Here is a 26,068-nt window from a genome sequence, read left to right as displayed (position 1 = left end):
TTTTAACTTGAATTAAGATACTTTTGTGATTATTTGTAACTTTTCAGATAGAAATGCGGGTTAAAATTTGCGGTATTACTCAACCACAGCAGTCTCTAGCTATAGCCTCCCTGGGTGCAACAGCATTAGGATTTATCTGTGTTCCCAGTTCCCCTCGCTACGTTACCATAGCTCAAATTCAGGCGGCTATCGCCCCACTTTCCCCAAATATTGACAAAATTGGCGTTTTTGCAAACACTACTATTTCGGAAATTATTCAAATAGTTAAAGAGTCTGGTTTAACTGGTGTGCAGTTACATGGAGAGGAAACACCAGAATTTTGCCACCAATTACGTCAATCCCTACCCCAAGTAGAAATTATCAAAGCCTTGCGAGTCCGCAGTTTAGAGCATCTACAAACCACCACACATTACACTGATTATGTAGATACCCTACTACTTGATGCTTACCATCCCCAACAGCTAGGAGGAACAGGGCAAACCTTAGATTGGCAAATGTTACAAAGATTTAGCCCCTCTCTTCCTTGGTTCTTAGCCGGAGGACTCACCCCAGATAATATTTTGACTGCTTTAAGTCAAATTAACCCCAATGGGATTGATTTATCCAGTGGTGTTGAACACTCACCAGGTAACAAAAATTTAGACAAAGTAGCCCTATTATTTCAACAGCTAGGGAATAGGTAATTGGTCAGTTGTCAGTTGAAAAAATCTGCCCCCTACTCCCTGCCCCCTACTCCCTACTCCCTGCCCCCTGCCTCTTCCCTGTTCCCTCATTAAAAGAATGACGGTTGATGACGAATCAAGTTGAAGAATTCTTCACGGGTTTTGTGTTCTTCTTGAAATACGCCTACCATTGAACTGGTGACAGTCCAAGAACCAGGTTTTTGTACTCCACGCATCACCATGCACATATGACTAGCTTCCATGACTACCGCAACACCTTTAGGTTCGAGAACGGTTTGCAGTGCTTCAGCAATTTGTCGAGTTAGTCTTTCTTGGACTTGCAAACGGCGAGAATACATTTCCACAATCCGTGCTAGTTTACTTAATCCCACAACCTTTTGATTGGGAATATAAGCCACGTGCGCTCTACCCATAAATGGCAACATATGATGTTCACATAAGCTAAAGAAGTTAATATCTCTAACTAACACCATTTCATCATGTCCTTCATCAAAAATAGCACCATTGATGAGGTCTTCTAAAGATTGATTGTAGCCACTGGTGAGGAACTTCATCGCCTTGGCTACGCGTTTGGGTGTTTTCAGGAGTCCTTCTCGTTCTGGATCTTCTCCTACTCCCACTAGCATTGTTCGCACCGCTGCCATCATCTCGTCCATTGTTTCCTCAGATGGTGGATGTATTTCTGGTTCTTTGCCATCATGAGTATTGCGGTCTGGGCGGACATTGATAGCTTCTGCTAAGTCGGGAATTAGGGGTGATTGAGCGCGATTAGAACCGTTTGAACCAGCGATAGTCATGATTGAATTTTAGTAGTTGATCAGTAGTCAGTTGTCAGTGGTAATTAATCATTTAAAAAGATAAATGAAAAAATTACCAATTAGAGAACACCAGCATTGGACATGATGGTCAATTCTGGAATTACTGCTTGTTGTGGTAATAAGACAGTGTGCAGAATTGTTGCCGCCACAATTTCTGGAGTTAACATTTGGGAACGGTCAAAGTTAGCCTGGACTGTGGGTGTATCCCAAATTTCCGTATTGACAGAACCAGGACAGATGGCAGTGACGCGAATGCCGTTAGCACGTTCTTCTTGTGCGAGGGTTTGGGATAGGAAAAGAAGTCCTGCTTTGCTGACGCAGTAAGCGCCCCAACCCGGAAAAGCTTGTTTGCCAGCTATAGAAGCAATATTAATAATTGTGCCTTGGCCTTGTTGGCGCATTCCTGGCAAAATTCCCATCATGCACTGAAAGACACTGGTAAGGTTCAAGTTAATTACTTGTTGCCAGTCTTCTAAAGGTGTTTCACTCAGGTTGCCTGTATATGCAATACCAGCGTTATTGATGAGAATATCTATGTTGCCAAATTCATTAGCTATTGCCTGAATTTTAGCTTTAACTTGAGAAACGTCAGCTAAATCTACACTAAAGGCTTTGGCTTCTACTCCCAAATCTTTTGCAGCTTTGGCTACGGACTCTAATTTATCCTGAGAACGACTAACTAAGGCCACATCTATCCCAGCCTTTGCAAATGCCAAAGCTGTTGCTTTGCCAATTCCGCTACTAGCACCAGTAATTAAGGCACGTCTTTTTTGCTCAACACTCATAATATTTTCCAACTTTTTGGCAATGCAGTCAGCCAACAGCTACTGATAAAATCAAGTAAATACAAATGCCTATAGCTGAGAAGATTGTTAAAAATCTTTAAGCAGCCATAGGCAATTATAGCATTGCTGTGATTCTATGCCATTTTCTTGAGTATTTTTAGTGAGCAAGTTCTGTGAAAACGCCGATATTACGGAATTTATCATAACGGAGTTGGCGGCGTTCGGCAGGTGTCAGACGGTTCAGTTCGTCTAAGTTTTCTAACAAGGCTTGTTTTAAATTGGTAGCCGCTGTTAAGGGATCTGAGTGTGCGCCACCCAAGGGTTCAGGGAGAATTTGGTCAATAATGCCCAAGTTTTTGAGGTCGTGGGAGATAATTTTTAAGGCTACGGCGGCCAGGTGAGATTTACTGGCATCTTTCCACAAAATTGCGGCACAAGCTTCGGGGGTAGCAACGGTATAAACTGAGTGTTCAAACATCAAGAGGCGATCGCCTACACCAATACCCAAAGCCCCACCAGAACCACCTTCACCAATAACTGTGCAAATGATGGGTACGTCAAAGCTGAACATTTCCCGCAGGTTATAGGCGATCGCTTCTCCTTGTCCTTGGTGTTCGGCTTCTATGCCCGCCCAAGCCCCAGGAGTATCAATAAATGTCAAAATTGGCATACTAAACTTATTGGCGTGTTCCATGAGGCGTAGAGCCTTACGGTAGCCACCAGGAGCAGCCATGCCAAAGTTCCGAGCAACGTTATCTTTAGTATCCCGGCCTTTCTGATGTCCCAACATCATCACAGGTTGTCCAGCTATGCGGCCGACACCACCCACTAAAGCCGGATCATCTCCGCCACAGCGATCGCCATGCAACTCCATCCATTCATCGCTAATGGACTGGATATAATCTAAAGTGCTAGGGCGACGAGGATGACGGGCTACCTGCAATCGTTGAGATGGTGTCAGACTACTAAAAATCTCCTCGCGCAATTGCGTCGCCCGTGTCTCTAATTGGCGAATTTGCCCAGAAACATCAACACCATTTTCTTCAGCCAGTTGGCGAATTTGGTCAATGCGAGTGGCCAGTTCTGCTAAAGGCTTTTCAAAATCTAACAGTAGCGGTTTGCGCTCAGTGGTTGCCATAGTTATGTTAGTTGTCAGTTGTCAGTTGTTGGTTGTCAGTTGTCAGTCGTCCGTTGTCAGTTGTTAGTTGTCTTTTCTTTGCCACTGACCACTGACCACTGACTAATGACTAAACTAGCAATGGTCTAAAACCGTGTTTAATGGACACACGACCAATTTGCTCCATTTTGTCTACGGTAATCTGATTACGCCCCCAAGAAAAGTTTGTATATAACTTCTCAAACTCCAGCAGCATTGATTCTGCAAAACAAGCAAATAATTGCCGCCCTGGCACATCCATATTGACAATTTTCATAATTTTCCAGTCAATATCTAGGGAATGCTCCACAATGCCACCATTTAACACATACACCCCTGGGTGCTGAATTTTTGTGCCTAAGTTTTTAGGATAGCCACCATCAATCAATAGACAGGGTTGTTTTAATGTTGTCGGGTCAATTTCTACGCCTTTGGGCATACTCGCCACCCAAACGACAATATCCGCTTGGGGTAATGCTTCCTGTAATCCCATAATTTTCCCCCGTCCTAGTTCTGCTTGCAGTTCTTGGAGACGTTCTTGATTTCTAGCAATTAATAGTAATTCTTGGACATCTGTTTTTTTATCTAGCCAGCGGGTGACTGCGCTACCAATATCTCCCGTTGCACCGCACACAGCTACAGTTGCTTTGGACAATTCAATCCCTAGTTGTTTAGAGGCTTCTTCTACTTGCCGACAAATAATGTAGGCTGTATGAGTATTGCCTGTGGTGAAGCGTTCAAAATCTAGGTTAATATTGCGGACTTGTTTGAACTGCTCTAAATTAAAGTTCTCAAAAATAATTGAGGAAAATCCTCCCAAAGCTGTAATATCAATGCCATGCTTTTGAGCATGAGCCATAGCGTTGAGGATTTTGCGCGTGGCGGCTTTAATACGACGATTGGCCAACATTTCTGGCAAAAAGCAAGACTCTACATACTTTCCTTCTATTTTTTGTCCAGTGATACTGGTGACAGTGATATGATCAACTATCTGCGGCGGGGCGCTACACCAAAAGTCTAGCCCTTGATCGGCATATTCTGGATATCCCAATTCTTGAGCTACGGATTGAGCGTGTTCTAAACTAGTCAGATGTCCAATTAAACCAAACATGGAGTGATATATTAGGCGTGTGCTGTCGTGCAAAACTGTGGAATTAGTGAGCAATACCAACTTTGGATTTGAGGTTTTGGATTTTGGAGAAATCGCAAACTATACTATGCCAAGGTGGGATTAAAGATAATACCTAACTATTAAAAATACTACATAAGGTGTCCAGATAATTCGTAATTAGTAATTACACTCTGTCACCGATTTCCCTGGGGTAACAAAGTCGTCACCCCAAGGTCATTCTTAAGCGGCTACAAGTCCGTAGGCAGAAAGACGCATGATGTCACGGGTGGTAAAGCCAATGTTACTTAGGGCTTCACCGTATTGAATCATAAAGTCTTCTACTAAAGCGTCTTTTTCCATTGCTAAGACTTTGGCATCATCTGCTACTTGGTTGAGCATTTTCCAAACAAGGGGCAAGTTTTGGCGGTTTGCTGCTTCTAATTCAGCTTTGGATTCTGTAAAGTTTTCTTGCAACCACACTTCACCAAAGTTGAGATGGCTGTATTCTTCTTTTACAACTCCTTCTGTGATTTTACGGGCAAAATCATCAGCTACGGGAATGTAGATGTTATAGGCAGCGATCGCAAAACATTCGATAATTAATGATTGAATCAAAAGGCAAGTAACGACTTTACCTTCTTTGGCTGCGGTTTGGAAATTGTCATGCAGTCCCAAGAAAAACTTTTTAGCGAATACTAAATCTGGAGTCACTTTTAAATTCCGTCCACAGGCTTCAAAACCTTTTTTGTGGCGACTTTCCATTTTCGAGAGGGCAATTAGTTCCTTTTCCTGTGCTGGCAGTAGTTGAGCTAATGTAATGTAATTTTCGTGGGCTTCTTGTTCACCTTCAATTACAATGGCATTGATGCGGCTATAAGCATCTTTATATATTTCACTTTGGAAATCAATTGTTTCAACTTGGTCTACAATCTGCTGCATAGTCTGTATTACTCCGTTAACCCTGCTCATTTGATCAAAAAATTTAACTTACCCGATAAATTTCGGGTAATTATCACTGTGATTTAATTTAACTTAACAAGAAACTATAGTTATTAAATTAGTTTTTACTGATGGTTCTACTACCAGAAAAACAAATGTATGGAGTCATAGCCAATGTCCAAGCTAAACTGGAATCTAAAAAATGCCAATTTGTTGAGCCTGTTAGTAGCACTGACAGGTGCATTTATCGTTTTACTACCGCTAATTGTGGTTTTCCTCACCTCTTTTGGGGGTGCGGGAACAACAACAGGGGTTTCTCAAAATAATTGGACTTTAGCCAATTACCGGGAAGCATGGGAACGAGGGAAATTTTTACTGGCATTTGCTAATTCTACCTTAGTAGCGATCGCAGTTACGGCTTTTCAAATTTTCACTTCGGCTTTAGCGGGTTATGCCCTCGCACGGCTAAAATTTCGGGGTAGACAAGCGTTGCTTTTAGTGGTATTGGCAACTTTGGTAATTCCCTTTCAGTTATTAGTGATTCCCATCTTTTTGGTGCTGAAGTGGGGACATATGATTAATACCTACTGGGCTTTGATTTTACCCACCGCTGTCAACGGCTTTGGAATTTTTCTGTTACGTCAATATTTCCAGACAATTCCCGTAGAATTGGAGGAAGCAGCCGCTATTGATGGTGCAAACCGATTACAAATTTTATGGCGCATCATGTTACCTTTAGCACGTCCAGCTTTAGTAACTTTGTTTTTGTTTACCTTTATTGGTGAATGGAATGATTTATTTAAGCCTTTGGTATTTACAACTAGACCGGAATTAAGAACGGTGCAATTAGCTTTGGCAGAATTTCAAGAGCAGTTTACCAATAATTGGCCGTTGATGATGGCAGCAGTGACAATTGCTACTTTACCCGTAATGGTGTTATTTTTAATTGGTCAACGCCAATTTATTCAGGGTATTGCCACAACGGGTATTAAGAATTAGTGATTGTTTAGTTGTGAGTGATTCCAGGGAAAAATTATTGATCTTGTACAAGATGTAAGTTAAACCACTCCAGCCAAACAGATAAAAACACTAAACTCAGATTTCTTCACCAACAGGAATTATGCAAAAGCTGGGTTTAGGGTTAATTATTATCTCATTTTTACCGTGGCTGATCATTGCTGTAATATTACCATTTTTACCAATCTCTCTCGCCCAAAAAGCTTTATTAGTACCAGCTTTATTAGTTTTGGCTGAAGTTCTGTTTTGGTTGGGTGCGCTACTGGTAGGAAAAGAAGTAGTGCAAAAGTATCGCCGTTATTTGAATTTCCGTTATCTCAATATACTCGTCAAAAGATGGAAGCGGAAAAACCGAAAAAGATGGTAATTAGATAAAGTACATACTTATAAATATCTGTGTAGGTAAGGAAAATGGCAGCACAAAAATTGAGCGAAGCAGAACTAACATTAGCCCTCAATAGTTTACCAGGATGGCAAATCCAAGAAGGCAAATTATACAAAGAATACAAATTTAATTCTTTTGCAACTGCGTTAGGTTGGATGGTTAGTGTGGGTGTTCATGCAGAGAAAATGGGACATCACCCGGAATGGTTTAATGTTTACAATACTGTTAAGGTCAACCTTATTACTCACGATACAGGTAATGCTATCAGCAATTTAGATTTGGAATTAGCGAAGAAAATGGAGGAAATTTATAGGTAGGGGCAAACCCCCCGTGGTTGCCCGAAATACAGGGGTAGGCACGGGGGCGCTACCCCTACAAGGTCTAACTCGTTTCTTGAATCTGTAATCTAATTGTGTGTTCTGTTGCACCGCTTAATTGCAGTTCCATGATTTCCCCTCCTAGTGGTTCTATGCAGGTGAGGAGCGATCGCAAATTGGGTGTACTTGCACCAGTATCTACATATAACCTATCCGCCAAACTACTAATTTTTTTCCAAGTCATATACAACTTGGCAATGGTTTGTTCAATTTGGGAGGCTTGATTTACCAAGTCAGCCGCAATACTTAAACAACCGACTCTCTGGGCTTCTTCTAATGCGGTTTCAATATCTACATCTTCCGCTATTAAGGCTTGCACTTGGGCAGCAGATTTGAGATATTTGCCTAATTGCCGAGCTTCTGAGGTGGCTTGTTTGACAGTATCAACGTCAGGATTGGCGGCTATATCCCTTTGTAATGCCTTTTGGTGCAATTCCGGCAGTTTTTCCATTTCCTTGACCAAAGGGGCAATGTAGCGCGGTGGCAGGCTGTTATCTGCGGCTTTTTCCCTGACTTCTTCTGGTAATAAATCTGAGGACATAGCTGTCCATTCGTCGCTGAGTTGACGGACTTCTCTGCGGGTAATGCGATCGCCTTTTTCTGCGGCTTCACTCACCATCTGTTGCACTTCTGGTGAAGCTTTAGCGGTTTCTACAAATGCCCGTTTACTAAAGTTATTAACTGTATTTGGGTTCAGTTTGCCATCGGAAATCAGGGTATCAGCACTATTGGCTAATTGAATCCAACTATAAGCTTGGGTTTTACTGATTTCGCGTTCTTTGAGCCATTTAAGAAAACCAGTACCGCGTCCATCTCCGCCTTTTTTCTCTCGGTCACGGATAGAGCGTAAAATCCGTCCTCGCCAAATTTCCGTTTGCAAGTCAAAGCGATCGCATACCTGCCATGCTACATCAAGCTGTTGTAAAAAATCAGACTCAGGAATTTGTTCGTCTTCTGGATCAGGTAATGCAAAGTCTAAATCTGCTGGCTGTTGGAGTGCAGCAGCAATGTCATTCATGGAGTCGGTATCTTGCACGATGGATAGCTGGTTGGGGTATGCGATTTAGCTTATGTTCACACAATTTGTATCATGAAAATTGGTGAGTAAGTATTGTACTTTAAAAATTAAATTTTAGGGGACTGGGAAAATGAGAAAATGGAGAAACAAAAGACCGGGATGCAGATGAAAGATGAAAATAAAAAACTCTTCCCTGTTCCCCGTTCCCTGTTCCCCGTTCCCTTGTTTATGAATATACAAACTGCCAAAATCCTCGATGGTAAAGCATTAGCTGAGAAAATTCAGCAAGAACTTAGTGAGACAATTACCAAATTACAAGGTAAAATTGGGCGATCGCCTGGGTTAGCAGTATTAATGGTTGGTGATAACCCAGCCTCAGCCGCTTATGTTCGCAACAAAGAAAAATCCTGTGCCAAAGTCGGAATTACCTCTTTTGGTAAACATTTTCCCACCCAAACCAGCCAAACTGAATTAGAAGCAGTAATTGCCCAACTCAACGAAGATGAAAGAGTAGATGGGATTTTAGTCCAGTTACCCCTCCCCCATCATTTAGATGCTGTGAGTCTATTACATCAAATTGCACCGGATAAAGACGCGGATGGACTGCATCCTGTGAACCTAGGGCGACTGGTGCGGGGTGAAACAGGTTTACGCAGTTGTACTCCTGCCGGTGTGATGCGGTTGTTAGCAGAATATAAAATTCCTTTACAGGGGAAAAAAGCCGTAGTCGTAGGACGGAGTATTTTAGTAGGGAAACCCATGGCTTTGATGCTACTAGAAGCTAATGCAACAGTCACAATTGCCCATTCCAAATCCCAGGATTTACAAGATATTACCAAAGATGCGGATATTCTCATTGCTGCCACCGGGATTCCGGGAATGATTAATGCCCAGATGGTAAAACCGGGCGCAGTTGTGGTAGATGTGGGAATAAACCGGGTTACAGATAGCAATGGCAAAAGTCGGCTAGTTGGTGATATTCAATTTGAAGCGATCGCTAATGTGGCAGAATATATTACCCCTGTTCCTGGTGGTATCGGTCCAATGACAGTAGCTATGTTATTGCAAAATACTGTTTCTAGCTATTTACAAACCACAGGCAACTGAGAAATAATTTTTATGAATATTCATGATTACTCACCAAAACTGTGAGTGTTTCCGCCCCAAACCCCCTTAAAATTGGTACACAGATCACCAACAACAGCCCAATATTTTGAATAGTCAAGAGGAATACAAAGCATGGTAGCAACGGATAAAAGATTGGAAACCCCCAAAAAATCAGAGTCGGCTAGTTTTAACCTCGCTACCTATCTCAAAGAACGACAACAGCTTTGCGAACAAGCTTTGGATAATTCTATTACCGTCGTTTATCCAGAAAAAATTTATGAAGCCATGCGCTACTCTTTACTAGCTGGAGGTAAACGCGTCCGTCCTATTCTCTGCCTTGCCACTGCTGACATGATTGGTGGCACAATAGAAATGGCCATGCCTACAGCTTGTGCGGTAGAAATGATCCACACTATGTCATTGATTCATGATGATTTACCCGCCATGGATAATGATGATTATCGTCGCGGTAAACTCACAAATCATAAAGTTTATGGTGAAGATGTTGCTATTTTGGCAGGAGATGGTTTATTGGCTTTAGCCTTTGAACACGTAGCCGCCCAAACTCCTGACAATGTACCTAGGGACAGAGTTTTACAAGTCATCATTCGCCTTGGTAAAGCCTTGGGCGCGGCTGGCTTAGTCGGTGGCCAAGTGGTAGATTTGGAATCGGAAGGTAAATCAGATATTTCCTTAGAAACCCTGAATTTTATTCATAATCATAAAACCGCAGCTTTATTAGAAGCTTGTGTAGTTTGTGGGGGAATTATTGCTGGTGCATCTGCTGAAGATGTGCAAAAATTAACTCGTTATTCTCAAAATATCGGTCTGGCTTTCCAAATCATTGATGATATTCTAGATATCACTGCTACCCAAGAGCAGTTAGGTAAAACCGCTGGGAAGGATCTCACAGCCAAGAAAGTCACCTATCCTAGTCTGTGGGGAATTGAAGAATCTCGCGCTAAAGCCCAACAACTCGTTGCTGAGGCTTGTGCTGAATTAGAATCCTATGGAGAAAAAGCCGTACCTCTCCAAGCCCTCGCTCACTTTATCACCAGCCGCAATTACTAAGCTCCATTTGGGATTGCAAGGCTTGTACTCACGTTTTTCCTCCACACAACCACTACTCACACTTACTAACCTCACCAAAATACCATGCAGGACATAGGCGAAATTATCAACAACCGGGTGCTGCTGGTTGCGCTTGTAGCTTGTTTTGTGGCTCAAGGATTAAAGCTTATCGTTGAGTTAGTCAAACATCGCAAATTAAACGTGCGTGTTTTAGTGACTACTGGAGGTATGCCCAGCGCCCATTCAGCCCTAGTAACAGCCCTAGCAGACGGTGTTGGCCAAACTTTAGGTTGGGCATCTCCAGAATTTGCTCTAGCTACGGTTTTTGCTATTATCGTTATGTACGATGCCGCTGGAGTCCGTCAAGCTGCTGGTAAGCAAGCAAAAATACTCAATCAAATGATTGATGAATTATTTCATGAGAAACCGGACTTTTTCCAAGACCGTCTCAAGGAATTATTAGGACATACACCAGTTCAAGTTATCGCTGGTTCAGTTTTAGGTGTAGCTATTTCTTGGTTAGCTAGGGCTGCATATTAGTCAGTTGTTCGTTGTCAGTTGTCAGTTGTTAACTAACTTTTAACGGACTGTTGAGCGGAGTAAAACTACTTTCCGACCATCAGCTAAGATGGCTACAAATCCGCTTTCGCTAAGTTTTTGTAGTGTACTATATGCTTCTTTTTGATTGGTAGTATAAACTGCCAGTAAATAAGGGCGTTGTCCGTAGGACACAAAACCCACATCACCTCCTACAGCTTTTTGCAGACTACTAACCATTTCTGGACGGTTAAAATAATCTACCAGAATTGCATAACCTTCTCCTAATATTTTGGGGTTATAGCTGATTTTTGAAGTTGGTACTTTTGCTGTTGTTTGTGGCAATTGTTGCGGTGCTTGTTCTGTGGCACGAGTGGTGATAACGGCAGATAAACCCACTATATTCTGAATATACCTAGCCCAGCGATTGGCATCATCAATCTTTTTGAAACCACCAATTCGGGTTACTGTTTGATTATTATATTTGCAAATAACTGTTTTTAATTCAGTCGGTAATGCACTACGCAACTGCTTTTGATTTTCGGTTGTGGGACTAATTACTAATAATAGGTATTCTCCTGCCTTTGGTGCTTGACAATTAGCCATAGTTTGTTGGGCAATAACAGGATTAATACTGCTAACCAAAGGGGCAACTGTTAATAACAAAATACTTGGCAACGTTTTTAATATTTGCATAAATGGTAATTGGTAATTGGTAAAACTCTTCCCCAGTCCCCAGTCCCCAGTCCCCAGTCCCCTCTTCCCTATTAAGAAGCTGTGGTAAGGGATGCTAATGGATTCGGTATGGTATCGGTAGGGGCGGAGAATTGTCCAGTAATTACATACTCTAACCGCAATTTTAACCAGGTAATAAATTGGGCATTGGTGGAAATAATGGCTGCCGCAGGTTGGGGGCATTTCTTTTTAATATCAGCCATTTTCGGTGTTTCTAAAAAAGCGGGTTGCTTAACTAACCAAAAATCAATTTCTTTTTCTTGTTCATGATAGTTACGAGTCCGTTCTTTGAGAACTTCGTCTATCGGTTCTTCTTCCATAAGGAAGTGTTGACTGGCCAAAATGTAATAGTATGTTTGCATTTTCTTTGTTTGCTGACTAATCTATAATTTTAGGGTACAGTGTCGAATCTGTACCCTAAGAAGTTAACTTTTCTTCAATCCCTGAAACCAAGAACTAAAAGGACAACCACCGCTCTTATTTTCACTATTTTCTAGTTTGCCACCTGCTGTCAGGCTTTCCAAGAATAGGGCATTATCAAAATAGTGTTCTAAGGAAACAATTTTTAAATCGTCGGTAACTTGAGCAATACTCATACCGATAATTTCTACTGTTTTCCCTGTAGGTGCATAACCTTTATACTTACCTTGAAAATGTCCCCAGTGTCGCCATTTAAATGTAACATTAGGCGGACCTGAATAAACTGCTAATACTTCCCAGGGAAATCCTTTAGGAAAGGTACTATGAAAGATATCATGGGATGATTCAAAACTTTCTTCTGAAGCTTTGTAATGTTCAGAATCAGCCATAAATAAATTATAAGTACCTGATTTACCTAATTCAGCAGCGGTGTATTCTTGACCACCATTGCTACTAACCCGGAATTTGTCATTAACGATAGATAACCACTGTTGGGGGTTAGTTTTCCATGACACTTCCATTTCAAAGGTTCTCACCAGATTTTCGACAATAGCTTCCAGTGTACCTTCAAGATGGTGGTGGATACTCTCTTTCGCTAGGTTTTCCTGAGAACGGCTATAGTCAGGGGCTTTTTGATAACGCCATTGAGCATCAGTGCTGGCTGCAATTACCTTAGCTCTATCTTGTACCCATAGGGGCAGGTTGTTAGACTGTTGAGAAGTCATAGAAGTTTGAAGTTTCAAATGTGACTTTTGAGGATTTCGCAGCTAACACCCCTCTAGGACTGGGGACTGGGGACTGGGGACTGGGAACTGGGGAATAGTTTTTATAATTACCAATTACCAATTACCAATCACCCCCGCATGGCTTCTTTCATTTCTCGGACGGCTCTTTCTATCCCTACTAAAGCAGCCCGACTAATGATAGTGTGACCAATGTTTAGTTCTTCCATGCCTGGAAGCGCAGCAATGGGGTAAACATTCCAGTAGGTGAGTCCATGACCGGCATTCACCCGTAACCCAGCTTTAATGGCTTGTTCACAACCTTGGGCTAATAAAGCTAGTTCTTTTTGCCGAGTTGTTTCGTCTTTGGCTTCTGCATATTGCCCTGTATGCAGTTCAATAAATTTAGCTTTTACCTTGACAGATGCCTCAATTTGTGGTGGTTCGGCATCAATAAACAAACTTACGGGAATGCCAGCATTTTGCAACTTATCAACTATCTCTCCTATTCTAGCAATTTGTCCGAAAATATTTAAACCACCTTCTGTAGTTACTTCTTCCCGCTTTTCCGGTACTAAGGTAACATAATCGGGTTTGATATCGAGGGCTATGGCTAACATTTCTGTGGTTGCTGCCATTTCTAAGTTTAAGTGGGTTCTCACAGTTTGCCGCAATAACCGCACGTCTCGATCTTGAATATGTCTTCTATCTTCGCGTAAATGGGCAGTAATTCCGTCTGCACCCGCTAGTTCTGCTAGTATTGCTGCTGCTATGGGATCTGGTTCTACTGTCCGCCGTGCTTGCCGAATGGTAGCGATATGGTCAATATTAACACCGAGTGTAGGCACGCCTGATTTCTCCTGTTTAAAAATTGTCAGATGTTGATTTTAGCGAAAATTAAAAGCATATAGTCAGTCATTATTGCAATATAAATTTACTTTTTTTTGCATAAATATTATAGATAACAAGGTATTGTAACTACAAAAGCTTTTTAAGTAAACCCACCATAATTTAGTTTGTGAGGTTGAGTAAAAATAGAGTATTATCTGGAAATTGTACCTACATAAATAGGAGATACATCAAATATCAATCACATCAAGAGGTTGATTTTGAGATTGGATAGTTAGGTAGCAAATATGGTCAAACCTAGTGGTAGACAAAGTAGAAACTGCTAGAAAATATCATGTATTTATGACTCTATCCATATTTCTATTTCCTGACATTCTGGAGATAATTCCTCTTGGGAATTCGTTAAAAATTGTAATAGTTGAGATAGGCATCAATGATTTATATTCTTGCTCAAGCAGAATCACCACCTCCAACGACTAATCCTATAGCTACATCACTAATAGTTATGCCAACTGCGGCACAATTTAGTGCGTTTTTATTGACTTTGGGCTTATGTGTAGGTATCTTTCTTGCAGTTTATGTAGGACTTTTTTATGTCCTCCGACCGCTAGTTCGCAAATGGGAAAAGGATACATTAATTCTCATTCTCGGTGTTTCGCAAACTCCTCTAACTATAATTTTCATCCTGCTCAGTCTTAAAATTGCCCTATTCAATTTAAGTAGTTCAGGAGAAATAATTAAATGGGTTCAGAAAGGAATGACGGCGCTCCTCATAGGAGTGCTAACTTACTGGATTACCCAGTTGTTTACTGAAGCGGCCGTTACCTATTTGAAAGCCTACGCTCGGCAAACAGAGGCTGTTTGGGATGATGTTTTAATACCTCTTTTGCAAAATTTTATACCAGTAATCACTTATATTATTGGTATTTCCCTATTTTTTAGTTCCCTTGGTGTAGATTTATCGGGAATAGGATTAGCTCTAGGTAGTATCACGGTTGTCTTAGGGTTAGCAGTCAAAGATATTTTAAGCAACTTTTTCAGCGGGTTGGTTCTATTAGTTGATACACCATTTAAGTTCGGAGATGTTATTTCTACTTCTGATGGTTCACTAGCAATTATCAAACAAATTGGTATTCGAGTCACAAAGTTGTACTTAATAGAACAGCATTGTGAGGTGTATATTCCCAATGCTACCTTGGGAAATGATAGTATCACCAACCTTAGTCGTCCCACTACTCACTATGCTTATACAATTCCTGTGGCAGTGAGGATTGATGCTGATGCAACGATGGCAACAAATATCCTACAAGAAATTGTCGCTGGACACCCAGACACCTTAGCTGATTTTGATGACAAACTTAAATCATTAGACAGTTTTTATGGGTTAAAAGAAGCTCAAGAAGATGGGCTTTCTAAAAAAGAAGCTGGACGGAAGCGGATATTAGTTGAAAAAGAAATCAATCTTCAGTTAAAAAAAATCAATACTGCATTTGAGAAATTAATTGAAGACATTTTAATTGTAGAAAAGGGTGGGTTAGATGCACAAGAACTGAAAGGTCTTATGAAGGACTATACAGAGATATTAGACCTCATGGGAATGGTTGTGATTACAGAACGTAAGGGTAAAAGACAACGCTCCTGGTTAGAAGAAGAATCCACTGGCAAACAAAATCTGATTAGCTTAGTCAGAGTTTGGTATGAAGCTTGGTTAGAAGATCCGGATTTAGTTTTGGAAGATCAAAACATCTTACCTGAAGAATGGGAACAAAAGATTGAACTCTTAAAAATTAAACTTAGTAAATTGTTTCAAACAATTTCCAATCCCGGTGTTAATGAAACTAGATTAGATGACTACGCAGTCAAATTTTTAGATTGGATAGAAACCAACTTTAAAGAGTCATCTACTGCTTGGAAAGAACCACAAATTCAAATCACAGATATTCAAGGTTCTTGTATGCAATTTTCTGTAAGGTTCTACATTGATAATATTCAATTAGAACATTGGAGACGTGGTGAACGAGTTAAAAATGAAGTGCGTCGAGAGATGATTCGCCGCTTGAGACTGGCTCATATTTACACTGGTTAAGAAATCAAAATTTTAGTGGTAAACAATACCTTCGCCATTTTTTGTAGGTTGGGTTAAGTGACAGCGCAACCCAACGAATTTATACGCTACGCTCCGCGAACAATCCAACCTACAAATCAAGGTTTTTTTTCAATTTAGACAAGGTATTGATTAACAAAAAAATTTAGTTACTAACTGGAAGCACTAGTGTAAAAACGGAGAGCAAATCGCCAAAACTGAGTAGAAATAAAAAATAAGATTAGAGCTAAAAGTCCCCCACCTATCAACCAAGTAAATTGAATTTGTCCTAGCATAAACTGAGCGGGAACTGTAGTTAAAAAAGCTACTGGTACTACAAAGGTAAAAAACAAGCGATAAGCAGCCGGATAGGCCTTAATGGGGTATCTTCCGGCTTCTAACAACCCTCTTAATACTTCTGTAACGTTGTATATTTTCACAAACCAAATACTGGTTGCCCCTAGTATAAACCACAGACTATAAAGAATAACTAAACCGCAACCCAAGGGAAAAATAGTCAATAAATATTGATCAATACTTACGTTAAGTTTTGTACCAGCGTAGCCAATGATGAGTACACCGAAGATTAAATCTGGTATTCCCCAGGGGGAAAGGGTATGAATAGATAACCAAAACTGACTGCGAATAGGTTTTAATAATACAAAGTCTAAAGTCCCTTCCTGAACATGGCGAACAATCCGATTTAAGTTGGGAGCGAGGAAGGTAGCAGAAAAGCCCTGTAATAAGGTAAAAATTCCTAAGACTACTAAAGCTGCTTCCCATGACCAGTCCGTAAAAGTGTAGCCTGTGCGGTAAAATAGGAATAAGCTAAAGATACTACCTATTAAATTACCTAAGCTACTGAAAGCAGCAATGATAAAATTAATACGGTATTCCATTTCCGCTGCAAGGGCAGCACTCCAAAATAATCTCAGCACTTTTAGATATCTTTGCATTTTTGGTCTTTACCCCAATATAAAATAATTTTATCTAAACTTAATATTATTTGGTATTTTTATAAATTTATGAACGTTAAAATGTTGAATGCAACTTCTTAAGCAAATCGGATTTTATGCACTTTAATTTACCAGAATTAATTAAATCGCTGGGTTACTTTGGAGTATGGGGAATTATCTTTGCTGAATCTGGTTTATTGATTGGGTTTTTTCTGCCTGGTGATAGTTTACTATTTACGGCAGGATTTGTTGCTTCTCAAAACTTGTTGAATATTTGGGTTTTGATTTTCGGTGCATTTGTTTGTGCTGTATTAGGTGATAATGTCGGATATTTTACAGGGCATAAATTCGGGAGAAAATTATTCTCTCAAGATGATTCTTGGTTATTTCGTAAAAAACATATTGTGAAAACTCAAGATTTTTATGAAAAGCATGGTAAAAAGACGATTGTTTTAGCTAGATTTGTGCCAATTGTCAGAACTTTTGCCCCGATTGTCGCAGGAATTGGCGCTATGCACTATCGCTCTTTTATGTCTTACAATTTGGTGGGTGGCTTTGTTTGGACATTTGGAATTACTTTGTTAGGATTTTTCTTGGGAAAAACTCTACCAGCAGAACAATTAGATAAGTATCTATTACCAATAATTGGTTTAATTATTGTTGTTTCTTTATTACCGTCAATTATTCATGTAATTCTAGAAAACAGAGCTAATAAATAATTATGAAATCGGCTAATTAAAGTTTATGCTTTAGGGTAAGCTGTTTTTTTGATGTATAACCATAACTAAATTGTAATAATTTCTGATCATATATGGCTAAACTGTCTAATGAATTGCAACGCTATTTTTTTGAAGAAGAAAGACCTGAAAAAGTGGCTTTAGCAGATATTTTGCTATTAGCTCAAGAAAGAATTTTTGGGTTTTTGCTGGTGATTTTGTCTCTACCTTCAGCTTTACCAGTTCCTGCACCTGGGTACTCAACTCCTTTTGGTGTGCTGATTTTTTTGTTAGCGATACAGTTAATTGCGGGTAAAAAAACCCCTTGGCTACCCGACAAAATGCTTAATTATCCTCTTCAACTATCTACAGTTCAGGGATTCTTAAAAGCGGGACTGCCTTGGTTGCGAAGAATTGAAGCTATCGCTCGGCCGCGTCTATCTTATATTTGTACCACCTTACCAGGTAGAATCACCATTGGCAGTGCGATCGCTCTGATGGCTATTTCCATGATGATTCCCATCCCTGGAACTAACACGTTACCAGCAATGGGTGTTTTTGTCACAGCTTTTGGTTTATCAGAGGATGACGGTGCTATCAGTTTAGGCGGTTTAGTGATGTGTGTGATGGGAGCGATTTTAACTACCTCAATTCTATTTGCTTTGATGTGGGGTGGTTCTAGTCTGCTTGATGTGATCAAAGGTTGGTTAGGAAGGTAGGATAAGGTGACAGGTTACAGATAGGTAGGTTAGTTAATAACCCCATTACCAATTACCAAATTAAACCAAAAACTGGTAGCGTCAAACAAAGGAAAATATTTTTTGTGGATGTTACGACTTGAAAACACGTTCTAATTATTGGCAACTTTTACCCTATGTCCGCACCCAGTGGCAAATTATCGCTAAGGGTTTTGTGGGCATTTTGGGATATGTACTGGCAACTTTAACCCTGATTAATGTCGCGGGGAAGTTGGCAGTTCCTTTCGGAAATGGTAATGTATTAGCGATCGCTCAATTAGCCGGAATCAGTGCGGCAATATTTCTTGTGCGGGGCTTTTTTCAGTCTGTGCAAGATTTATACATGGCCAGGGCAGCTTTAAGGGTGGCTTTTTATCTCCGGCAACAGGTTTATACACATTTACAAAAACTCAATCTCAGCTATTTTGAAACTGCTAAAGCTGGAGATTTATCTTACCGTCTCACGGAAGATGTTGACAGGGTTGGAGAAGTTATTAATAAACTTTTTCATGATTTTACTCCCTGTGCTTTACAGTTAATTGCCATTCCCATTTACATGATTTATTTGAATTGGCAACTTACCTTAGCGACGGTAATTGTTGCCCCAATTATGGGAATTTTAATTGGTTGGTTTGGGGAAAGATTACGAAAATATTCTCTCAAAAGTCAAAGTCGTATTTCTGATTTATCGGCTATTTTAACCGAAGTTTTTAGCGGGATTCGGTTAATTCAAGCCTTCGCAGCCGAAAAATACGAAATAGACCGATTTAGCCATGAAGCAGAACGCAGTTTTAAAGCTAAATATTCAGTCGAAAGATTAAAAGCTATTCAAATTCCCATTGTGGGATTTTTAGAAGCTGTGAGTGCTTTATCTTTGTTAATGGTAGGAACTTGGCAAATATCTCAACGCAATTTAACTGTAGGTGAATTTTTTAGTTATTTAACAGCAGCAGCTTTGTTAATTGATCCTATTGGTCATACTACGAATAACTATAATGAATTTAAACAAGGTGAGGCATCAGTTGATCGGGTTTTTGAGTTATTAGCAATTCAACCGACGGTGTTAGAAAAAGTTAATGCTATTACTCTTCCTGCTGTCAATGGCAAAGTTGAATATTGTCATATTACTTTTGCCTATAAGTCAGGAGAACCTGTATTAAATAATATTAGTTTATTGGTCATGCCAGGTCAAGCCATTGCCCTTGTTGGTGCTTCTGGTGCTGGTAAAACTACTTTTGTGAATCTGTTACCTCGATTCTATGATCCTGAATTTGGGGACATCTTTATTGATGGTGTAAATATTCGAGATGTGACTTTAAATAGTTTAAGAAAACAAATTGGGATTGTTCCCCAAGAAACAATTATGTTTTCGGGAACTATTGCCCAAAATATCGCTTTTGGACAAAATGATTTTGATATTAATGCAGTAGAATCAGCGGCAAAAATTGCCAACGCTCATCAATTTATTCAGCAACTACCGGAAGGTTATCATACTTGGGTAGGAGAGCGAGGTGTAAATTTATCAGGAGGACAAAGACAACGAATAGCGATCGCTCGTGCAGTGCTTCTCAACCCGCAAATATTGATACTCGATGAAGCTACATCCGCCTTAGATTCAGAATCAGAAGCTTTAGTACAAGAGGCTTTGGAAAGATTGATGGCAAATCGCACAGTGTTAATTATTGCCCATAGATTGTCAACAGTACGGAAGTGTGATCGGATTTTAGTTTTGGAAAAAGGGCAAATTGTCGAATCGGGAAATCATGAGGAATTATTAGGAATTGCCGGACGGTATGCACGATACTATGCTCAACAGTTTTCCTAACTTAAAGTACCGAAAATGATTTCCCTAATTTCCCAGTCTACCAAGTACCGATAAACTCCTAACTCATAGTGAACACCATAGCCTGAATGCAGGTTATAATTCTTTTGCGGAGCAACTTTACAAAAATTTATGAGTAATCCCCTTGTGCAAGCCTTTTTCGTAGGTAGAGCAGTAGCTGAAGTGATTAATGAGCGCGTAGAAGTCGCCTTGACTGATGCTTTAAGTGAATTAGGCAAATTTGATGCTGAAGCTAAAGAGCAGCTACGCCAGTTTACAGAAGAAGTGATTGCACGAGCTAATCGGGCTGCGGAATCTTCTGCAACTGGAACAACCACAGGTAATAGTTCATCTAGTGGGGGTTCGGTAGACATACAAACCGAAATTGACGAATTAAGGGCAGAAATTGCCCTATTAAGAAGTGAATTGCAGAAATATCGCAATACTGCAAAATAGTTAATAGGTCATGGGTAATGGGTGATTGGGGAAGAGGTAATGGGTAATTCCCTCTTCCCCTGCCCCCTACACCCCGTCACCTACCTCAAATCAGATGACTCCGTAACAAGCCGACGGTATAAGAAAAATATGGAACAAGGTTACTCAGACAAAGCATACCGTTGGAATCGGGAAGAATACTCTAGCAAACGCCGCTTTGTGGATATTTGGTCTTTTGTCTTGACCTTGATGTTCAAAATTTGGCGCTATAACAAGGCTTGGAGTTACCCCGGTGGTGTAACAGAAGCCAAGCAAGCAGCTAGACGCAAAGCCCAAGCAATCTGGATTAGAACTACGTTCTTAGATTTGGGTCCGACTTTTATCAAAGTGGGGCAATTGTTCTCTACTCGTGCGGATATTTTCTCCGCTGAATATGTAGAGGAGTTATCTAAGTTACAAGATAGAGTCCCAGCATTTAGTTATGAACAAGTAGAAGGAATTATTGAGCAGGAATTAGGTAAGGAAATTTCCGTTCTGTTCCAAGATTTTGAACCTGTTCCCCTGGCTGCTGCTAGTTTGGGTCAAGTCCACAAGGCTATTTTGTATACTGGTGAATCAGTAGTTGTGAAAGTGCAACGCCCTGGACTCAAAAAGCTGTTTGAGATTGATTTAGGCATTCTCAAAGGTATTGCCCGCTACTTTCAAAACCATCCCAGATGGGGACGAGGCAGAGATTGGATGGGTATATATGAAGAATGTTGTCGCATTCTCTGGGAAGAAATTGATTATCTAAATGAAGGACGCAATGCCGACACTTTCCGCCGCAATTTCCGCCCTTATGACTGGGTAAAAGTACCGAGAGTTTATTGGCGTTATGCGACTTCTAGGGTAATTACTTTAGAATATGTTCCTGGAATTAAAGTTAGTCAGTATGATGCTTTAGATGCTGCGGGTGTAGATAGAAAAGCGATCGCTCGTTATGGCGCTCAAGCTTACTTACATCAGCTTCTCAATAATGGCTTCTTCCACGCTGATCCCCACCCTGGTAATCTGGCAGTTAGTCCCGACGGGGCTTTGATTTTCTACGACTTCGGGATGATGGGAACAATTAAATCCAATGTCCGGGAAGGATTAATGGAAACCTTGTTTGGCATCGCTCAAAAAGATGGCAATCGCGTGGTAAAATCCTTAGTTGATTTAGGCGCGATCGCCCCAGTTGATGACATGGGACCTGTCCGTCGTTCTGTCCAGTTTATGCTGGACAACTTCATGGATAAGCCTTTTGAAAACCAATCGGTGGCAGCCATCAGTGAGGATCTATATGAACTCGCTTATGATCAACCATTTAGATTTCCAGCAACTTTTACCTTTGTCATGCGTGCCTTTTCCACCCTCGAAGGAGTTGGTAAAGGTCTAGATCCAGAATTTAACTTTATGGAAGTTGCCCAGCCTTATGCAATGCAGCTTATGACAGATAACAGTAGTTCAGAGGGGAATAGCTTCTTGAATGAATTAAGTCGTCAAGCAGTCCAAGTCAGTAGCACTGCTTTAGGATTACCACGGAGATTAGAAGATACCCTAGATAAAATAGAACGTGGGGATATCCGTCTGCGAGTTCGCTCAGTAGAAACTGAACGCCTACTTCGGCGACAGAGTAATATTCAACTGGGAACGAGCTATGCTCTGATCATCAGTGGTTTTACAATTGCCGCCACAATTCTCCTAGTTAGCCATTACGTATGGTTAGCGGCTTTTATGGGTTTAATTGCTGCCTCAGTTTCATTCATTCTGATCCGGTTACTTTTACGTCTCGACCGTTATGATCGGATGTATTAAAAAACTTCGCTGATTCTCTAACCATTTGTGGTAAATTATAGACAAATTCCCAGAACCAATGACCTCATTCAAGAAAAAGCTAAAAGCCTATCTACCTGTAGATTGACCCCTAATCTCAACAGCAGGTGCTAAATTAGTGAGGTAATCAAATTAGGAAGGTGTGCAAAAAAACCATCCCAAATGCTTATGCAAATGAGATAGAGTCTGGGTATTTCCGCCCTAAAACTTCTAAACTAATTAGTCTGGGTATTTGTCCGTATAATTAGCAACTATTAATGAATTGTTCACGAAAAATCTATGAAACTTGACTCTACCGGTTGTACAGATCCGGGACTTATTCGTGCTTATAATCAAGATTCCTACTATATTGATCCCACAGGGCGATTCTTTATAGTCGCCGATGGTATGGGTGGTCATGCTGGAGGAGAAGAAGCCAGTCGCATCGCTACTGAAGAAATTCGTTCATATCTAGAGCAAAATTGGGAATCCCCCCAACCCGCATCAAAACTATTGGAACAAGCTTTATCCACTGCCAATAAAGCCATTATCCAGGATCAGCAAAATAATCCTGAACGTTCTGATATGGGAACAACAGCCGTAGTCGTAGTTATTCGTCCATCTGAATCCCCTGTATGTGGTCATGTTGGCGATTCCCGTCTCTACCGTCTGCGGGCATCACAACTACAACAAATTACACAAGATCATACATGGATCGCCAAGGCCATGAAAATCGGTGATATTACTCGTGATGAAGCCAGAGTTCATCCTTATCGCCATGTTTTATCCAGTTGTTTAGGTAGACAAGACCTTAATCAGATTGATATTCAACTTCTGGATCTAGAAAATGGCGATCACCTTCTCTTATGTAGTGATGGACTCACAGAAGAACTCATTGATCCGCAAATCCTTGGATACATCAGGGACACACCTTCTCTAGAAAAAGCTGCTCATGACCTCATTGAAGCTGCTAAGACGGAAGGAGGACACGATAACATTACAGTTGTCCTTGTGTCTGTAGAAATTTAATAGGAGTTACCGAGTCAGGAGTCCCTTGTCTCTTGCCTCTGACCTCTTGCCTCTTGCCTAAACAAAAAAAGTAAATATACTGAACAATTTGTTCAATTTGAGCATTTTTTCTATCAATAAATTGATAAAAATATTTTTAATCTCCATCAATTACCACAGGAGCTTAAATTTCTATAATTTCCACAACTGACAGATGACAAAGTGTAATCTGTCTTAAATAAACAGCAAATAGCAGGTTAATAATTTACAGAATCTAGATAATCTAGATAAAAACCCCAGGATCAAACTTGTCTTCCTCTGGATTTCTGATCCTGTAACTTCTGAATAGAAGCAAATTCATAACTACTGATATTTAAAGAATCTTAACCAAAACTAAACTCTCCCCATTCAGGATAAACCTGCTTTTGGGGGAGTGGATTGCTATATCAGTAGCTCAGTGCAAATATATACATCAGAAAAAATAAATTCAAAAAGATGGGCAAATTGTCAAACACTTGTTATCTTTCTTAATATAGATAAACAAATTTCAGGCAAAATCTAGCCCAAGAATTAGTTCTTCGGACTTTTACGTAATCAAGCAGATTGCAGACAAAGGAAGTTAAGAATCTAAGTAACAAGCAAAAGCCTCTTTTACTTTTAACATCTGACTCCTAACTCTTCAATCCCGTGATCAATTTCGGTTTTACACGTTGTTTGTTTTGGAGTTCATTATGAATCAACCCATGGAACTGTCTTTGGAACAGCAATTTAGCATTCGCTCCTTTGCGACACAAGTTCAACACATGAGCCACGAACAAGCTCAAGACTTTTTAGTCAAGCTCTATGAACAAATGGTTGTGCGTGAAGCAACTTATCAAGAAATGCTTAAACAGCAGTGGGGTCTAGACTCAGGCTCTACAATGGCATAGAGTAGCCATTCTTGTGTCGCAGTGGACGACCTCCTTCTCTTGCTCGTTTCCTCTAAAGGAAAAAAGCTGGGGATGCTGGGGTGTCAACTTCGATTCTTCCGTCGCGCTTCACCTTATGAATTAATCACATAAATTCATAAACCAGAAAGATCAAATGGAGAATCAGTGTCAATTGTTTCTAACTTAGCTAATATTTTTGGTTTAATCTTTTCATATTCTGTTTTCAATAATTTTTTACTAATCTGAGCGTCCGTTGATAAGCTGGAAAAATTACTAGATTGCAGCCATTCTTGTAGTCGTTCCCGTTGAGCAGTGGCAATACTGGACGGTAATATATGTGTACAGGGATTAGGAGTTTCTTTGGCAAAGAACAATAAGCGATATTGCCCAGTATGTTGTAGTAACCGCGTGATTTCTTGACCAAAACTTGTCTTCAGATCCAAATAGTAGGGCAACCATTTAGCCCCATCTTGACGAGTATAAATAACCGTAATCCATAACACTACTGGATGGGGAGAAGAAATAAATAAAAATTGATTGTAGCGAGTACAAACTAAACGTTTTTGAATTTCCTCTTGGGGTAGCATCACCCATAGTGCTGGTAACAGATTTTTCTTGTGATAAATGGGTTGAATAAAAACAATATCCGCAATTGGTTTATTGTGTGGCCAGGAAACAAGCTGTGCTACATCATCATTGACTGAATATGTCCGTAGTTCTGATTGTGTATTATTATAGGGAATTGGAGATGTCCACACACCCGGTTTTCTTGTCGCTTCCGTTGCGGGAACTACAGGGAAATTAGTTTTGATAGTTTCTTCGGAATCTGTATATGCAACGGTATTACTAATGGTAAGAGTATCTTGGTTGATGTTGCGTATATCCTGACGCTGTTCTAGTGCAGCAAGAATATTAACAATTTCCCTGATACTTTGGGGACGTTCACTAGCTTTTTTGGCTAAACAACTCATAATTACATCTTCCAACTGCTTTGGTACTGCCAAATTGGGAGAAGTTTGCGTCAATGAACGAGGTTTTTCAAAGGTGTGGGCTTTATACCATGCTCCAAAAGTGTTGGTTGGTGGCTGTAAAGGCATTTTCCCTGTGAACATTTCAAACATCATGATGCCAAAACTGTAGATATCAGAACGACTATCTAGTTCTTTACCTTCAATTTGCTCAGGAGAAGAATAAGCTAAAGTTCCTAAGTAGAACTTTGTATGGTCACTATCAGACATGATTAACTTAGCAATACCAAAGTCCAGAACTTTGACTAATTCGCCAAAACTGGGGTCTTGAATCACCATCATGTTGCTTGGTTTAATATCACGATGGATGATGGGACAAATTACTCCATCCACAGGAATACCATCATGAGCGCACTGTAAACCTAGACCAATTTGCCTGGCCATACTCAGAAATCTTGGTAAATTCATCTGCTGCTTGCGAATGATATTACTCAAGCTTTGTCCTTGTAGATACTCCATCACATAGTATGCTTCATCTACTCCATAGTCCATCACTCGGACAATATGGATGCTTTTTTGACCTAGTAAAGCGCAAGTTTTTGCTTCTCGCTCAAATCGGTCTTGCAAGCGCATTTTTTCATTTTGGACTGATAAAGCTAGAAACTTGACAGCAACGGGGACACCTCCCAGCAAAGTATCCTTAGCACGATAAACTCGTCCCATTGCTCCAGAGCCAATTAGCTCTTGTAGTTGGTAGCGGTTTCCGAGTAAGCGACCAATGTTGGGGTCTGACATAGAAAATTCGACTCCAATGTTTCACAATTCAGGGGCAATATTGTAGATTCTGTTTA

27 protein-coding genes are annotated in these 26,068 nt (G+C 40.3%); 15 read left to right on the top strand and 12 right to left on the bottom strand.

The window, feature by feature from the left end; genetic code table 11:
• The first annotated feature begins 53 nt into the window (after nt 1-53).
• Nucleotides 54-683 (top strand): phosphoribosylanthranilate isomerase, encoded by a 630-nt coding sequence (locus FJR11_RS03490; protein ID WP_168502327.1) that lies wholly within the window; start codon nt 54-56, stop codon nt 681-683.
• Between the two features lie 89 nt (nt 684-772).
• Here FJR11_RS03490 and folE read toward each other — a convergent pair whose 3' ends face one another.
• The 5 genes from folE to FJR11_RS03465 all read right to left on the bottom strand — a co-directional run bounded on the left by folE (nt 773) and on the right by FJR11_RS03465 (nt 5,492).
• Nucleotides 773-1,480, bottom strand: coding sequence for a GTP cyclohydrolase I FolE (gene folE / locus FJR11_RS03485; protein ID WP_168502326.1), 708 nt, complete (start codon nt 1,478-1,480; stop codon nt 773-775).
• 80 nt (nt 1,481-1,560) lie between these two features.
• Nucleotides 1,561-2,286, bottom strand: coding sequence for an SDR family oxidoreductase (locus tag FJR11_RS03480; protein WP_168502325.1), 726 nt, complete (start codon nt 2,284-2,286; stop codon nt 1,561-1,563).
• Nucleotides 2,287-2,443: 157 nt separating this feature from the next.
• Complete coding sequence (locus tag FJR11_RS03475; protein WP_015079153.1) at nt 2,444-3,424, bottom strand: acetyl-CoA carboxylase carboxyltransferase subunit alpha; 981 nt, start codon at nt 3,422-3,424, stop codon at nt 2,444-2,446.
• A gap of 109 nt (nt 3,425-3,533) precedes the next feature.
• Nucleotides 3,534-4,553, bottom strand: a complete 1,020-nt coding sequence (locus tag FJR11_RS03470; protein ID WP_015079154.1) for a long-chain acyl-[acyl-carrier-protein] reductase — start codon at nt 4,551-4,553, stop codon at nt 3,534-3,536.
• A gap of 240 nt (nt 4,554-4,793) precedes the next feature.
• Nucleotides 4,794-5,492: an aldehyde oxygenase (deformylating) gene (locus FJR11_RS03465; RefSeq protein WP_168502324.1), complete on the bottom strand. Its 699-nt coding sequence runs from the start codon at nt 5,490-5,492 to the stop codon at nt 4,794-4,796.
• Nucleotides 5,493-5,666: 174 nt separating this feature from the next.
• Here FJR11_RS03465 and FJR11_RS03460 point away from each other — a divergent pair, with 174 nt between their 5' ends.
• The 3 genes from FJR11_RS03460 to FJR11_RS03450 all read left to right on the top strand — a co-directional run bounded on the left by FJR11_RS03460 (nt 5,667) and on the right by FJR11_RS03450 (nt 7,211).
• Complete coding sequence (locus FJR11_RS03460) at nt 5,667-6,491, top strand: carbohydrate ABC transporter permease (RefSeq protein WP_168502323.1); 825 nt, start codon at nt 5,667-5,669, stop codon at nt 6,489-6,491.
• Nucleotides 6,492-6,612: 121 nt separating this feature from the next.
• Nucleotides 6,613-6,876, top strand: coding sequence for a transporter suffix domain-containing protein (locus FJR11_RS03455; RefSeq protein WP_168502322.1), 264 nt, complete (start codon nt 6,613-6,615; stop codon nt 6,874-6,876).
• A gap of 44 nt (nt 6,877-6,920) precedes the next feature.
• A complete protein-coding gene (locus FJR11_RS03450; RefSeq protein ID WP_168502321.1) occupies nt 6,921-7,211 on the top strand; it encodes a 4a-hydroxytetrahydrobiopterin dehydratase in 291 nt (96 codons plus the stop codon).
• A 64-nt stretch (nt 7,212-7,275) separates the two neighbouring features.
• Here FJR11_RS03450 and FJR11_RS03445 read toward each other — a convergent pair whose 3' ends face one another.
• A complete protein-coding gene (locus FJR11_RS03445) occupies nt 7,276-8,307 on the bottom strand; it encodes a hypothetical protein (RefSeq protein ID WP_168502320.1) in 1,032 nt (343 codons plus the stop codon).
• 210 nt (nt 8,308-8,517) lie between these two features.
• Between FJR11_RS03445 and folD the strand changes: the two genes are divergently transcribed.
• From folD to FJR11_RS03430, 3 genes are all read left to right on the top strand, one after another.
• The gene (gene folD / locus FJR11_RS03440) at nt 8,518-9,396 is read left to right on the top strand and encodes a bifunctional methylenetetrahydrofolate dehydrogenase/methenyltetrahydrofolate cyclohydrolase FolD (protein WP_168502379.1); all 879 of its coding nucleotides are present in this window, start codon (nt 8,518-8,520) and stop codon (nt 9,394-9,396) included.
• Nucleotides 9,397-9,528: 132 nt separating this feature from the next.
• A complete protein-coding gene (gene crtE, locus FJR11_RS03435) occupies nt 9,529-10,467 on the top strand; it encodes a geranylgeranyl diphosphate synthase CrtE (RefSeq protein ID WP_168502319.1) in 939 nt (312 codons plus the stop codon).
• An 84-nt stretch (nt 10,468-10,551) separates the two neighbouring features.
• Nucleotides 10,552-11,007 carry a divergent PAP2 family protein gene (locus tag FJR11_RS03430; protein WP_168502318.1) on the top strand — a complete coding sequence of 152 codons (456 nt, stop codon included), beginning with the start codon at nt 10,552-10,554 and terminating at the stop codon, nt 11,005-11,007.
• Between the two features lie 39 nt (nt 11,008-11,046).
• Here FJR11_RS03430 and FJR11_RS03425 read toward each other — a convergent pair whose 3' ends face one another.
• The 4 genes from FJR11_RS03425 to FJR11_RS03410 form a co-directional block, all read right to left on the bottom strand.
• Nucleotides 11,047-11,700, bottom strand: coding sequence for a hypothetical protein (locus FJR11_RS03425; RefSeq protein ID WP_168502317.1), 654 nt, complete (start codon nt 11,698-11,700; stop codon nt 11,047-11,049).
• Nucleotides 11,701-11,771: 71 nt separating this feature from the next.
• Entirely contained in the window at nt 11,772-12,101 is a 330-nt protein-coding gene (locus FJR11_RS03420; protein WP_168502316.1) for an MgPME-cyclase complex family protein, read from the bottom strand.
• Nucleotides 12,102-12,164: 63 nt separating this feature from the next.
• Nucleotides 12,165-12,884, bottom strand: a complete 720-nt coding sequence (locus FJR11_RS03415; protein ID WP_168502315.1) for an ester cyclase — start codon at nt 12,882-12,884, stop codon at nt 12,165-12,167.
• Nucleotides 12,885-13,012: 128 nt separating this feature from the next.
• On the bottom strand, nt 13,013-13,729 hold the full coding sequence (locus FJR11_RS03410; protein WP_168502314.1) for a pyridoxine 5'-phosphate synthase: 717 nt from the start codon (nt 13,727-13,729) through the stop codon (nt 13,013-13,015).
• A gap of 434 nt (nt 13,730-14,163) precedes the next feature.
• Here FJR11_RS03410 and FJR11_RS03405 point away from each other — a divergent pair, with 434 nt between their 5' ends.
• Complete coding sequence (locus FJR11_RS03405; protein ID WP_168502313.1) at nt 14,164-15,816, top strand: mechanosensitive ion channel family protein; 1,653 nt, start codon at nt 14,164-14,166, stop codon at nt 15,814-15,816.
• Between the two features lie 170 nt (nt 15,817-15,986).
• Here the strand turns inward: FJR11_RS03405 and FJR11_RS03400 are convergent, their stop codons facing one another.
• Nucleotides 15,987-16,769, bottom strand: coding sequence for an ABC transporter permease (locus FJR11_RS03400; protein ID WP_168502312.1), 783 nt, complete (start codon nt 16,767-16,769; stop codon nt 15,987-15,989).
• Nucleotides 16,770-16,885: 116 nt separating this feature from the next.
• Here FJR11_RS03400 and FJR11_RS03395 point away from each other — a divergent pair, with 116 nt between their 5' ends.
• The 7 genes from FJR11_RS03395 to FJR11_RS03365 all read left to right on the top strand — a co-directional run bounded on the left by FJR11_RS03395 (nt 16,886) and on the right by FJR11_RS03365 (nt 24,249).
• Nucleotides 16,886-17,488 (top strand): DedA family protein, encoded by a 603-nt coding sequence (locus FJR11_RS03395; RefSeq protein WP_168502311.1) that lies wholly within the window; start codon nt 16,886-16,888, stop codon nt 17,486-17,488.
• 92 nt (nt 17,489-17,580) lie between these two features.
• Nucleotides 17,581-18,204 (top strand): exopolysaccharide biosynthesis protein, encoded by a 624-nt coding sequence (locus FJR11_RS03390; protein ID WP_168502310.1) that lies wholly within the window; start codon nt 17,581-17,583, stop codon nt 18,202-18,204.
• A gap of 118 nt (nt 18,205-18,322) precedes the next feature.
• Nucleotides 18,323-20,047: an ABC transporter ATP-binding protein gene (locus FJR11_RS03385; protein WP_168502309.1), complete on the top strand. Its 1,725-nt coding sequence runs from the start codon at nt 18,323-18,325 to the stop codon at nt 20,045-20,047.
• Between the two features lie 129 nt (nt 20,048-20,176).
• Nucleotides 20,177-20,500 carry a DUF6825 family protein gene (locus FJR11_RS03380; RefSeq protein ID WP_168502308.1) on the top strand — a complete coding sequence of 108 codons (324 nt, stop codon included), beginning with the start codon at nt 20,177-20,179 and terminating at the stop codon, nt 20,498-20,500.
• A 129-nt stretch (nt 20,501-20,629) separates the two neighbouring features.
• Nucleotides 20,630-22,315: an AarF/ABC1/UbiB kinase family protein gene (locus FJR11_RS03375; RefSeq protein WP_168502378.1), complete on the top strand. Its 1,686-nt coding sequence runs from the start codon at nt 20,630-20,632 to the stop codon at nt 22,313-22,315.
• Nucleotides 22,316-22,612: 297 nt separating this feature from the next.
• Nucleotides 22,613-23,341 (top strand): Stp1/IreP family PP2C-type Ser/Thr phosphatase, encoded by a 729-nt coding sequence (locus FJR11_RS03370; RefSeq protein WP_168502307.1) that lies wholly within the window; start codon nt 22,613-22,615, stop codon nt 23,339-23,341.
• A gap of 710 nt (nt 23,342-24,051) precedes the next feature.
• Complete coding sequence (locus FJR11_RS03365; protein ID WP_168502306.1) at nt 24,052-24,249, top strand: NblA/ycf18 family protein; 198 nt, start codon at nt 24,052-24,054, stop codon at nt 24,247-24,249.
• Nucleotides 24,250-24,383: 134 nt separating this feature from the next.
• On the opposite strand, the gene FJR11_RS03360 is transcribed toward FJR11_RS03365, so the two are convergent.
• Nucleotides 24,384-26,012: a serine/threonine-protein kinase gene (locus FJR11_RS03360; RefSeq protein ID WP_168502305.1), complete on the bottom strand. Its 1,629-nt coding sequence runs from the start codon at nt 26,010-26,012 to the stop codon at nt 24,384-24,386.
• Nucleotides 26,013-26,068: the final 56 nt, after the last annotated feature.

The sequence above is a fragment of the Anabaena sp. UHCC 0187 genome (assembly GCF_009712035.1).
Lineage (GTDB): Bacteria > Cyanobacteriota > Cyanobacteriia > Cyanobacteriales > Nostocaceae > Dolichospermum.
The sequence above is the reverse complement of the archived record's forward strand: the minus strand, read 5'-3'. Positions and strand labels throughout refer to the sequence as shown.